Annotated in this window: 9 protein-coding genes; 6 read left to right on the plus strand and 3 right to left on the minus strand. The window is 34.1% G+C overall.

What is annotated here, in order from left to right; translation table 11 throughout:
- The first annotated feature begins 194 nt into the window (after positions 1-194).
- The 3 genes from FEZ18_RS04075 (at position 195) to murI (ending at position 2557) form a co-directional block, all read left to right on the plus strand.
- Entirely contained in the window at positions 195-1097 is a 903-nt protein-coding gene (locus FEZ18_RS04075) for an OmpH family outer membrane protein (protein ID WP_228122845.1), read from the plus strand.
- Positions 1098-1184: 87 nt separating this feature from the next.
- On the plus strand, positions 1185-1691 hold the full coding sequence (locus FEZ18_RS04080; RefSeq protein ID WP_153267142.1) for an OmpH family outer membrane protein: 507 nt from the start codon (positions 1185-1187) through the stop codon (positions 1689-1691).
- Between the two features lie 83 nt (positions 1692-1774).
- A complete protein-coding gene (gene murI, locus FEZ18_RS04085) occupies positions 1775-2557 on the plus strand; it encodes a glutamate racemase (protein ID WP_153267143.1) in 783 nt (260 codons plus the stop codon).
- Between the two features lie 394 nt (positions 2558-2951).
- On the opposite strand, the gene FEZ18_RS04090 is transcribed toward murI, so the two are convergent.
- The 3 genes from FEZ18_RS04090 to FEZ18_RS04100 all read right to left on the minus strand — a co-directional run bounded on the left by FEZ18_RS04090 (position 2952) and on the right by FEZ18_RS04100 (position 7213).
- Positions 2952-3467, minus strand: coding sequence for a gamma carbonic anhydrase family protein (locus tag FEZ18_RS04090; protein ID WP_153267144.1), 516 nt, complete (start codon positions 3465-3467; stop codon positions 2952-2954).
- Between the two features lie 742 nt (positions 3468-4209).
- Entirely contained in the window at positions 4210-4944 is a 735-nt protein-coding gene (locus FEZ18_RS04095) for a LytR/AlgR family response regulator transcription factor (protein WP_153267145.1), read from the minus strand.
- Between the two features lie 79 nt (positions 4945-5023).
- A complete protein-coding gene (locus tag FEZ18_RS04100) occupies positions 5024-7213 on the minus strand; it encodes a histidine kinase (protein WP_153267146.1) in 2190 nt (729 codons plus the stop codon).
- Positions 7214-7439: 226 nt separating this feature from the next.
- Between FEZ18_RS04100 and FEZ18_RS04105 the strand changes: the two genes are divergently transcribed.
- The 3 genes from FEZ18_RS04105 to FEZ18_RS04115 all read left to right on the plus strand — a co-directional run bounded on the left by FEZ18_RS04105 (position 7440) and on the right by FEZ18_RS04115 (position 12172).
- On the plus strand, positions 7440-8597 hold the full coding sequence (locus FEZ18_RS04105) for a vWA domain-containing protein (RefSeq protein ID WP_153267147.1): 1158 nt from the start codon (positions 7440-7442) through the stop codon (positions 8595-8597).
- A gap of 234 nt (positions 8598-8831) precedes the next feature.
- Entirely contained in the window at positions 8832-9734 is a 903-nt protein-coding gene (locus FEZ18_RS04110; protein WP_153267148.1) for a NifU family protein, read from the plus strand.
- Positions 9735-10135: 401 nt separating this feature from the next.
- On the plus strand, positions 10136-12172 hold the full coding sequence (locus tag FEZ18_RS04115; protein ID WP_153267149.1) for a thioredoxin domain-containing protein: 2037 nt from the start codon (positions 10136-10138) through the stop codon (positions 12170-12172).
- Positions 12173-12391: the final 219 nt, after the last annotated feature.

Genomic DNA, 12391 nt, shown 5'->3' on the forward strand with positions numbered 1-12391 from the left:
TTAATAAAGAAGTTGAAATTTACTTTGGCATGATATTTTCTAACCATACTATGATGATTTAAAAAGACTTGACGTTATAAAAATAAAATTTGTTAGATTTGAACAGCACTAAAAACACTGGTAAGCATTAAAAACATAACCCATCCGTTAGTTGTAAATTTTATAGCCACAATAACTATAAGCCTATTAAAAAGATGAAACCTACGTTCTTAAAAAATATCGTGATACCTCAAAACAGTCCACGTAGATTATACGCGGTAAAAACAAGAGTTATGGTTGGCAGCATACCATTAAAAGTTCTTTTTTTATTGACCATAATATTTACGTTAAGCCTAGATTTACATGCCCAACGCGGGGTAAGAATTGGATATATCGATACCGAGTATATTCTGGAAAATGTTCCCGAGTATCAAGAGGCCATGGCTTTATTAGATGACAAAGCTCAAAAATGGAATATTGAAATTCAAGAGAAGCTAAGTATCATTAAACAAAAACGCAACGATTTAAGCAATGAAAAAGCACTTTTAACCAAAGAATTAATTGATGAACGTGCCGATGATATTTCTTTTGAAGAACAAGAAATATTAGATTATCAACAAAAGCGATTTGGACCTAATGGGGATTTAGTTATTCAGAAGAAACAATTAATGCAGCCTATACAAGATCAAATTTTTGCGGCTGTACAAGATTTGGCCTCTAGTAGAAATTACGATTTTATTTTTGATAAATCTACAGACCTTGTCATGCTGTATTCGGCAAAAAAATTCGATTTAAGCGAACAGATTTTACGAAATATTATAAGAACAGCTAATCGCCGACAGCTAAAAACAAAAGAAGAAATAAAAGCTGCCAAAAACGAAGACATCGTTCCTGAGGTTAATTTAGAACTAGAAGCACGAGAAAAAGCGTCGCAGCAAAAGCAAGAAGAACGAGAAAGTTTAGCTGAAAAAGCTAGGCAAGAAAGGCTCGCAGCTCGCGAGGCAAGAATTAAAGCGAATGCAGAAAGACGTCAAAAAATATTAGACGAACGCGCCAAAGCTAAACAAGAAAAATTGGACGCTAAAAAGAAAGCCAAAGAAAATAAACCCGATAATTAAACACAAAGCACAAAAAAAAACAACCTAATAAAAAGAAAATACGAACAACAATTAAATAACCTATAACACATTAATACTATTTTAAAAATGAAAAAAATTAAATCTATTTTATTTGCAACTGCATTATGTATTGGAGCCGTAAGTTTTACACAAGCGCAAAACAAAGTTGCTCATATAAACACACAAGAATTGATTACGGCGATGCCAGAAATGAAAGCTGCTCAAACTCAGCTTGAAACGCTAGGTAAAACCTATCAAACGGATATTCAAAATATGGCTACTGAGTTTCAAAATAAAGTTAAACAATATGATGCTGAGGCGTCATCTAAAACTCAAGAAGAAAATACTAAAAGAGCTCAAGAAGTCCAAACTATGGAACAAAACATTCGTCAGTTTCAAGGTCAGGCCCAGCAAGATCTTCAAACTAAAGAAATGGAGCTTTTAAAACCAATAACCGAAAAAGCAAAAGCTGCAATTTTAAAAGTATCAAGAGCTCAAGGTTTTGATTATGTATTAGACTCTGCTCAAGGTGTAGTTATTATGGCCGATGGCAAAGACTTACTTGACGATGTAAAAAAAGAATTAGGCATTTAAACCCTAATATACTTTAGGAGTACATTATAAAAAAAAGCTACCTTGCAAAAGGTAGCTTTTTTTATGATTCAAATTTATAACTTATGAGTACACTCCCTATAGGTATTTTCGATTCTGGTGTTGGCGGCACGACAGTATGGAAAGAAATCCATAAGCTTCTACCTCAAGAAAGTAGCATTTATCTCGCCGATAGCCGAAATGCGCCTTATGGCCCAAAAGCGAAGGACACCATTATTGAACTCTCTTCCAAAAACACCGAATATTTATTAAATAAAAACTGTAAACTAATAGTAGTGGCTTGCAATACCGCGACCACAAATGCCATAGATTATTTACGAAAAACTTATAATACCCCTTTTATTGGCATAGAACCCGCTATTAAACCTGCGGCATTACTAACCAAAACCAAGGCTATTGGTATTCTAGCGACAAAGGGAACCTTAAGCAGTTCTTTATTTTCGAAAACTTCAGACTTGATTACTAATAATATAAAAATTATTGAGCAAATTGGCGAGGGCTTAGTAGAGCTTATTGAAAATGGAAAACTACACTCTAAGGAGATGAAAGCTTTACTAAAACTATATCTACAACCCATGCTCGATGCCCATATTGATTATCTCGTTTTAGGTTGTACGCACTACCCCTATTTAATACCGTTACTTATAGATTTACTTCCAAAACACGTGAAAATTATAGATTCTGGAGAAGCTGTAGCACGGCAAACAAAAGTCGTTTTAAAACAACATAATTTATTAAACAACCAAATTGGCATAAAGTCAAAACACAATTTTTACACCAATGCCAATCCTAGTGTCCTACAATCCCTTTTAAATGAAAAATATAATGTAGAATATCTCGACTTTTAATAAAAGTCACACCAATTTAATTTTGAAATGTCGTATAGTTAATTTGAATTATTTCTTGCTTAGATGAGATACAAAATCAAAGCATAGCCAAAGTTATGGTTTTGTTATACCAAAATATGAGCGAAAAAGAACTGCGAAGCACATCATGAACACCTACATCATGAACACCTATTTATAAAATATAAAAATGTAAGTAAACGAATTATAGGTAACAATACATGGTTAATTTGGTACGATACATTAAGTTAAGAATTGCCACATTTGTTGACGATCTTTTGTTGGGTTGTAACCATAAAACACAAGAAAGGGACTGTAAAAATTATATATTCACGAAGGGGCTAATTTAAAGCTACAACCCTGCGAATAAAACCAGACGCTTTTTCGGGGAAACGTTCTACTCCTTAAACCAACTAGAATACTTTATATAGTTATCGGCAATACGATGTATTTCGCCAGAAACCAAAGCCTCACTAACGTCTCTTACTTTTTTTGCTGGCACTCCAGCGTAGATGCTTCCGGCCTCTACCCTAGTATTTTGGGTAACAACCGCTCCTGCAGCAATAATACTGTTGCTTTCTACAATGCAATTATCCATTATTATGCTACCCATTCCTACTAAAACATTATCGTGAATGGTGCAACCATGTACTATCGCATTATGCCCAATAGAAACATTATTACCAATATTTGTAGGTGATTTTTGATAGGTAGCGTGAATTACCGCACCGTCTTGCACATTGACTTTATTACCCATTTTTATATAATGAACATCGCCTCTAATTACAGCGCTAAACCAAACACTGCATTGGTTACCCATTTCAACATCGCCAACTATAGTAGCGTTTTCAGCGATGTAGCAATCTTCAGGAATTTGTGGTGATTTACCGTTTACTGGTTTTATTACTGGCATAGATTTGATTGTTTTTTATTCCCGCACATGCGGAAATCGCATTAAATATTATTATGGGCTTCTTTGAGTCCTTGTTTTTTATATCCGTATCGCCCCACGCCCGCAAAAATTAGCTGGAAATACGCATTCGTGCATTGCCCAACAAATTTCACAGATTTGCGCAAAATAAAACAAATATTTGTTTTTCAAAACGATAAAAGTGTCACTTAAAGGTAACTATTTATAAATTTATATCATTAATGTCCGACAAAAGACATAAGACCGCTTCGCTAATAGACATAAGAACCAAGACTTGATTCTAACTACAAGACTTGATTCTAACTAACTGATAAACAGAAGTACTTTAAATTAACAAAATAGCTCCTTTAAATCTTAATAATTATTTCAAATAAGCAAGGTGACATTTTAAAAAAAGTGCAAAGTTCTTAATTTTAAAAGGATTGACAGCATTTTAATATTTTTAATGGGACACTAGCTAATTTATGTGTTATACAGGACAAAAATTTTAAATAAAAACACAAAACGCACATATTCGTTATGTTGTAGTTTGCTCGTTATACAGACCTGAAAAATTCCATATAGGTTATTTTTTAAAATTTAATTTTTGTCGAGTGCTAAAACATTTATGATATTTCACGGACATTCAATTATTTTTTCCTGTTGTGCCCGAAAGCGTTTTTGTTAATAGTACAGTTAAAAAAAATGCTCCAATTTTTGAGTTTCCAGCCTATGCCAGGATTTTCTACTCGAAATAGGATAACAAATTTGATTTCTTTGATGGCGAAACCATAATTTCTTTTCCGTTGCTTAGCGCCACACTTCCACCTTTGCCCTTTCTGTATTTTACGACTTCGTTTACATTAACTAAGTACGATTTATGGACGCGAACAAAGCTAGCGTCCTTTAAAATAGTCTCAAAATGTTTTAATGTTTTACTTACTAATTTCTTTTTGTTGTTGTTTAAATAAATTTCGGTGTAATTATCGCTGGCTTTACAATATAAAATGTCGGCTGTGTTAATAACCTCAAAACCATTTTGTAACGGAATAGTAATTTTACCGTTAACCCCATTGGTTTTTGGTTTTAATATTTGGTTTTGAAGTGCCTCTTCCTTGGTTTTTATCTCGCTAACGTAATCTACTGCTTTTATAAGGGCGTCTATAGAAATAGGTTTCATTAAATAATAAGATGCATGAGCATTTAAAGCTTCAACAGCGTAATGATTATATGCCGTTACAAAGATGGTTTCAAAGCTAATATCACCAACTTTATCAAGCAAGTCGAAAGCATTTCCATAAGGCATTTCTACATCTAGAAAAATAAGGTCTAAATCATGATTTCTAATTAATACTAGAGCTTCTTCTACATTTTCTGCTTCGCCCAAAACGCTAACATTCGGACAATATTTTTTTAGATAATTCTTTAAAATTTGCCTACTATTTTCTTCATCTTCGACTATTATTGAGCTAAGTTTCATTGATCTCTTTTTTTAATATTTACTGCTTTTCATACTCACTTAAAAAATTAACTATTTAATACCAGCACTGTTTTAGAACTTAAAAAGACTTTTTAAACTTTTTTAAGGTGACCTCCACTTTTGTACCAGGATCGACACCTTTTTGCAAATCGTCAATAAAAACATCGACTTTGTCTTTATACATGCTGTTTAAAATTAATACTCTTTTTTTGATATTACCTAAGCCTTTGGAGTTTTGTTTTTGCTGATGCTCGGTTTTTAAGGCTTTCGAGTTTTCTCTTCCAATACCATCATCGCTAATAGTGATTTTAATTTCATCTGAGGCTGTTTGAACAATTGTAATGTTTAAATGGCCTTTGGTTTTCTTATACCTCAATCCGTGCCAAACTGCATTTTCAACATAGGGCTGCAATAACATGGGCGGAATCACAAAATCGTTTACAACAACATTCTTGTCTACAGTAATATTGTAATCAAACTTATTCTTAAATCTAAAATGCTCTAATTTGGTGTACAGTTCTAAAAGTTCAATTTCTTTTTCTAAAGGAATAAAATCGTTTTCACTATTCTCTAAAACGGCACGCATTAATAACGAAAAATCGGTTAAATATCTATTTGCTGCGCGCTCATCGTTTGATGCTATAAAACTATTAACCGAGTTTAGTGCATTGAAAATAAAATGCGGATTCATTTGAGTTCGCAAGGTTTTTAAAGCCAACAAATTATTCGCTAACCGTTGTTGTTTAATAGATTTAAACATTAAAAATGCTAAAATTAAGAGCAGTAAAACTCCAGCAATTAGTGAATAGATTATCAATTTTTGGCGTTTCGCTTGCTCTGTACTGAGTTGATATTTGCTTTCTGAAAGTGCTCTCTCGCTTTCTAAGCTTAAAATGCGGTTTTGTTTTGCAGCAATATCTTTGCTAAATTGAATGGCTTGGGTGATATCTTTTTCTTTTTTAGAGTACACTTTATCAACCAAATCTACATAATTTTGATAGGCTAAAAGCGCTTTATCAAACTCGCCAGCATCGCGTAAAACTTCAGACAATTTTCGAGTGGCATCTTTTTGAACTAATAAATCTTCTTTTCCATCGGCTTCATTAATACTTCTTTTAAGATAAGTTATGGCCTGTTCGTAGTCTTTTTGCAAAGCATAAGCATTTCCAATTTTATAGTTTTGTTGCTGTGGAGTTAAGGCACTCTCATTCTCGAATACAGAATCGTCTTCTATTTCATTTATTGCTTTTAATGCTTCTTTACGCAATTGAATTTCGCTAGAATAGTCGCTTAAATTATTCTGAAAATCGGCGACTTTGATTTTCTCTTCAAGGCCTCTTTTTTTATTTTGAGTCTTGGCTAATTTTAAAGATTCATTAAAATAACCCTTTGCCTTATCAAACTCTCCTTTTGCATCGTAAACTTGTGCTATCTTAGAATTTAAATCGGTTACTTTCGGAGTTATTAAATGTTTTTCCGCGACTTTTAAACCTTCACCATAAGCTTGTAAGGAAGCCTCAAACGACTTGGTATTCTGGTGTACATCGCCAATGCCCTCGAAAACAGTAATTAATTGCCAATTAGAAAGTTCGTTTTTGTTAATGGCGTTATAGGTAGCTAAACTTTCTTGATAGTTTTTATTAAGTTGGTAAGCTTTTGCCAATTTTATTTTTACCGCATGATTAGTCGTGTTTTGAATGCTCAATCTATAATTCGAAACCGCTAAATCGTACTGCTTCCAATAGGTATAAATATCACCTAAAAGCTGGTAGGCCTCACTGTTTTCTTTAACGGTTCTACTATTTTTTAAAGCCTCTGCTATAAACTCTATACTCTTTTTAGCATCTTTTTTTAAGTAGAACTCTGCAGAATCTAAAAGCGAATTAAAAGCTTGTGTAGGAGCCCTAGAAGTGAAAATCGCCTTAGCACTGGTGGCCATAACCTTATTGGGTAGCATCTCAATTGTTATAGGTTCGCTATGGTTTATAGTACGGTAAATCGTTTCGAAGTCTTTATGCCTAATAATTAACTCCTCTCCTTTTTTGGTTTCAATCTTGAATTCTCCTCTGGCATTTGTAGCGGTATATGCGCCGCCACTAGTTTCAATATTGACATCTGCAATAGGTTGGTAGGTAATTGTTTCTATTACGGTTCCCTGAAGACTAATTGTTTTACCCGCCGTTGCAACCTCGTTTTTTTTCTGCGCAAGCGCAAAACTTATGTTAAAAACAAGGCCTAATAAACTAATGTATTTAACTAAAAAGGTCATGGCACACTATATAATAGCTAAACTTACGCACTTTCTTTGTTATAATAAAACGATAGAATTAAAATTCTTATGGTTTTTTAACTGAAAAAGACCTGTTTATACATCAAAAAGTTATATTCACTCATGCACTTCCCCGTTTTACTCATTCTTGTTTTTATAAGAATTAGTTTGATTTTAGTTTTACATAAATCAAAAGTCCTAAAAGGGGCTTAAAAAACAATATCTTATGAAAACATATCTTAACACATTATTGCTTAGCGTGGCTCTTATAAGTTTCACGTACTGCAATGCAACCCACAACAGGACAGATACCGATTTAACAGCAACCGAAAACGTAGTGAACAAATCAAATAAACAGTATATTAAAGTCGCACTTTTGCTAGACACCAGTAATAGTATGGATGGTTTAATAGATCAGGCAAAAGCACAACTTTGGGATATTGTTAATGAGTTGTCTTACGCAAAATGCAACGGCCATAAACCGCAATTGCAAATTGCTTTATACGAATATGGAAATGATAACTTAAATGCGGCAGAAGGTTATATCAGACAAGTTTTAAGCTTTAGTGAAGACCTTGACGAGATCTCAAAGGAGTTGTTTTCTCTAACCACCAAGGGGGGCAATGAGTTTTGCGGACAAGTGATTCAAACAGCATTAAATCAATTGAAATGGGGCGATAATCCAGACGATTTAAAACTTATTTTTATCGCAGGAAACGAGCCTTTTACTCAAGGAAAAATTAATTATCAAGCGGCCTCGACCAATGCAAAAGAGAAAGATGTCACTATTAATACTATTTTTTGTGGCGATTACAGACAAGGTGTTTCTATGCTTTGGCAAGATGGTGCACGTTTAACCAATGGCGACTATATGGCTATAAATCATAATAGCGCTACAGTACATATTGCCTCGCCTTATGATGATATTATTTTAGGTTTAAATGAGAAACTAAACAGTACTTATGTTATTTATGGGCAGGTTGGAAGACAAAAACTAGAATTACAAGCAGAGCAAGACGAAAATGCCAGCTCATACAGTAAAGCCAATGCGGTAAGCAGAACGGTAAGCAAAAGCTCCCACCTTTATAAAAATACCTCTTGGGATTTAGTTGATGCCGAGGCCGAAACAGGTTTTAAATACGAGGCATTAAAACAAGACCTGTTGCCCAAGAACTTAAAAGGAAAATCGGAGACCGAAATAAAAGCTTATATCACCAAAAAACGACATGAACGTGAGGCTATTCAAAAAGAAATTCAAGCATTAAATACAAAACGTAAAAAACACATTCAAGAGCACAAGAAACAAAGCGCCAACGGTTTAGAAAACGCCATGACACAAGCCATAAAAGAACAAGCTAAAAGAAAAAAATATACTTGGAATTAAAAATATATTAGAAATCTTAATATGGCTATTTAGGTAGACTAAACTACGTAGTAGCCATATTTATATGGGATCAGTCCTTCTAAAGGCGTTATTAACTGAGAACGCAGGCCTGTAAACCACCCTAAAAAGATGAAATAAAATGTAATTTCTCAAATCTTAGCAAACCCTCAACAACAATCAAATAAATAGAGTCATAAATATTTCTTTCGTATTTTTACACAAAAATTAGCGAAAATGAAGAATTTCAAAGTTACTGTTAAAGAAACATCTAATAATAGTATTGTAAAGTTTGAGTTAAACCAATTTATAACAAAACACCAAAGTTTCGAGTTTAATAATATTGATGAGGCCAAATCCTCGCCATTAGCACAGCAATTATTTTACTTGCCTTTTGTTAAAAAAGTATACATAACCAGTAGTTTTATCGCTGTAGAGCGTTATAATATTCTAGAATGGCACGAAGTTCAAGACGAAGTGGCCGAGCAAATTGAAAGCTATCTTAACGATGGTGGTATTGTTGTAGAAGACACCAACACCCCTAAAAAAGTACCGGTAACCGTCTATGCTGAAAGTACACCAAACCCAACAGTAATGAAGTTTGTTGCCAACAAAAAGTTGGTTACAACACTTTTTGAATTCACATCGATTGATGATGCTAAACCATCTCCCTTGGCTACCGAGCTATTTCACTTTCCTTTTGTTAAAAGTGTTTTTCTGGACGAAAACTACGTGTCTATTACCAAATACGATATCGCAGAATGGCAAGATATTACTAACGAAATCCGTGAGTTTATAAAAAGCTATATTGAAAACGGAAAAGATATAGTACTCACAAATGCTGTAGAATCTCAAAAGAACTCAAACCCTAAATTAGACACGCATTTTGAGTCGTTAGATGCGATTTCAAAAGACATCATAACTATACTTGATGAGCACGTAAGACCTGCTGTAGCCAGCGATGGAGGAAATATTCAATTTATCGCTTACGATAGCGAAAGCAAAAACGTAAGCGTTATGTTACAAGGTGCCTGTAGCGGTTGCCCATCCTCGACCTATACTCTAAAAAATGGTATAGAAAATATGCTAAAACAAATGTTACCTGGTAAAATAAATAGCGTTGAGGCCATAAACGGATAAGTTCAAAGTTATCGGTTCCTCATTTGGTAAAAAATAGGTTGCACTTAAAATTGCTGGTGAGATTTTCGCCTTAATGCTGTATTTCTTAAAGTTTAAATGTGGTTTATTTTAATACCAATTTAATTTTGAAATATCGTATGGTTAATTTGAATTATTTTTTGCTCAAATGAGATCGAAATCGCAGATTCACGAACTCGTTATTTTACGGCAATATGGGCGTGAGCTAAAATTAAAGCATAGCCAAAGTTATGGTTTTGTGTTATACCGAGATATGGGCGAAAAAAACGGATTGTATACGAGATTACGTTGTTAATTTCGTATTACTAGAACAAGGGCATAATTTATCGCTCAATTTATACCCCTTCTTATCGTATCACACCAATATTTTTAACGCCTAAATTATGAAACAAGAACACAGTAACGAGCTTATAAACGAAACGAGTCCGTATTTAATTCAACATGCTCATAATCCAGTACATTGGAAACCGTGGACACCTAAAACATTAGATCTGGCCAAAGCTTCAAATAAATTAATGCTTATAAGTATTGGGTATTCGGCCTGCCATTGGTGCCATGTAATGGAGCGCGAGAGTTTTGAAGACCACGAGGTTGCACAACTTATGAATTCTCATTTTATTAATATAAAAATTGATAGAGAAGAGCGACCAGATGTCGATCATGTTTATATGAATGCTGTGCAATTAATGACAGGTAGTGGCGGCTGGCCGCTAAACGTAATAGCTTTACCAGATGGAAGACCCCTTTGGGGAGGCACCTACTTTAAAAAAGAACAGTGGATTGATGCTTTAAAACAAATTGCTAAACTATATATCGAAAAACCTGAAAAAATTTACGAATATGCCGATAAATTAGAGCGTGGTATTAAAGCTTTAGATCTTGTAAACTTAAATAAGGACAAACCCGTTTTCGAAAAACCTTTTATAGACCAGGCCCTAAAAAACTGGTCTAAAAACTTCGACAATACTTATGGAGGCATGGGCAGAGCACCAAAATTTATGCTGCCCAACAACTACCATTTTTTACTGCGATATGCCCACCAAACTAAAGATAAAACACTCGAAGATTTTGTGAATTTAACTTTACAAAAAATGGCTCATGGTGGGGTGTACGACCATATTGCTGGTGGTTTCTCAAGATATGCCGTCGATACAAAATGGCACATCCCCCATTTCGAAAAAATGCTCTACGATAATGGTCAATTGGTTAGCCTATACGCCGATGCTTACCTGGTTACAAAAAACAACTTGTACAAAACGGTAGTTACCGAAACTCTGGAATTTATAAAGCAGGAGATGACAGCCAGTAATGGCGCATTCTATTCGGCATTAGACGCCGATAGTAAAACACCAGAAGGCCATAGTGAAGAGGGAGCCTTTTATGTCTGGACTAAGGCCGAGCTTAAAACTCTATTGAAAAAAGATTTCGACTTGTTTTCGGCCTATTATAATGTGAATTCATACGGGTTATGGGAACAGCATAATTATGTGCTCATACAAAAAGACGATGATACCGAATTCATTAAGAAACACCATATTACTTTCGACGAGTTAACTAAAAAGAAAACACACTGGAAAAAAACCCTTTTAAAAGCCAGAAATAAAAGAGCTAAACCTAGTCTAGACGACAAAACACTAACCTCATGGAATGCCATAATGCTGAGAGGTTACGTGGATGCCTATCGCGTTTTTGGTGATGTTAACTATCTCGCTTGCGCGGAAAAAAACGCAAATTTTATAATAACCCATATGTTGCGAGAAGATGGTGGTTTAAATCGAAATTACAAAAACGGAAAAAGCAGCATTAACGGATTTCTCGAAGATTACGCTGCTACCATAAACGCGTTTTTAGCACTTTACGAAAACACTTTAGATGACACCTATTTAATTCGTGCAAAACATTTAACAGCTTACACCTTCGATCATTTTTTTGATGATAAAAGCAGCATGTTTTATTTCACTTCTAATGAAGATGAATCGTTAGTATCAAGAAGCATTGAATATCGCGACAATGTTATTCCGGCTAGTAATTCCGTTATGGCTAAAAATCTTTTTAAGCTAGCACATTACTTTGAAAATGCACGATATAGTGAAACTGCTATAACTATGCTTAACAATATGAAACCAGAAATGCAAGACTACCCTTCTGGGTATTCAAATTGGTTTGATCTCATGTTAAATTACATCCTTCCCCATTACGAAGTGGCTATTATTGGTCATGCAGCCAAACAAAAAGTAAACAAATTAAACAAAACCTATTTACCTCATACACTTATTGCTGCAAGTACCGCAGCGAGCACTATCCCCATTTTAAAAAATCGGTACAAGCCCGATAAAACATTGATATACGTTTGTATGAATAAAAGCTGCCAATACCCCGTAAGCCAAGTTACAGAAGCTTTAAAACTATTAAAAGATTGATTGTGTATTAAGTCTTAAGTTATTTCTTTATTCTAGCGTTTGTAAGTATTGTATACTCTAAAAGGCGTCTTAGGCGTAATACCCTAATGAATTGAAATTACCACAATGTAAAAGATTAAGGTTGATTGCACTATTTCCAATTGTTAACTAGTACCTCTTAATTCGTTTTTAACTGCAAAGTATTCGTTTTATATTTGTGTTATTCAAAACAATATTTAA

Source organism: Oceanihabitans sp. IOP_32, from assembly GCF_009498295.1.
Classification (GTDB): Bacteria; Bacteroidota; Bacteroidia; order Flavobacteriales; family Flavobacteriaceae; genus Wocania; species Wocania indica.

What these genes read in the sequence shown, in the direction of transcription:
- FEZ18_RS04075 (WP_228122845.1), top strand. Translation starts at nt 195, where the DNA reads ATGAAACCTACGTTCTTAAAAAATATCGTGATACCTCAAAACAGTCCA.
- FEZ18_RS04080 (WP_153267142.1), top strand. Translation starts at nt 1,185, where the DNA reads ATGAAAAAAATTAAATCTATTTTATTTGCAACTGCATTATGTATTGGA.
- murI (WP_153267143.1), top strand. Translation starts at nt 1,775, where the DNA reads ATGAGTACACTCCCTATAGGTATTTTCGATTCTGGTGTTGGCGGCACG.
- FEZ18_RS04090 (WP_153267144.1), bottom strand. Translation starts at nt 3,467, where the DNA reads ATGCCAGTAATAAAACCAGTAAACGGTAAATCACCACAAATTCCTGAA.
- FEZ18_RS04095 (WP_153267145.1), bottom strand. Translation starts at nt 4,944, where the DNA reads ATGAAACTTAGCTCAATAATAGTCGAAGATGAAGAAAATAGTAGGCAA.
- FEZ18_RS04100 (WP_153267146.1), bottom strand. Translation starts at nt 7,213, where the DNA reads ATGACCTTTTTAGTTAAATACATTAGTTTATTAGGCCTTGTTTTTAAC.
- FEZ18_RS04105 (WP_153267147.1), top strand. Translation starts at nt 7,440, where the DNA reads ATGAAAACATATCTTAACACATTATTGCTTAGCGTGGCTCTTATAAGT.
- FEZ18_RS04110 (WP_153267148.1), top strand. Translation starts at nt 8,832, where the DNA reads ATGAAGAATTTCAAAGTTACTGTTAAAGAAACATCTAATAATAGTATT.
- FEZ18_RS04115 (WP_153267149.1), top strand. Translation starts at nt 10,136, where the DNA reads ATGAAACAAGAACACAGTAACGAGCTTATAAACGAAACGAGTCCGTAT.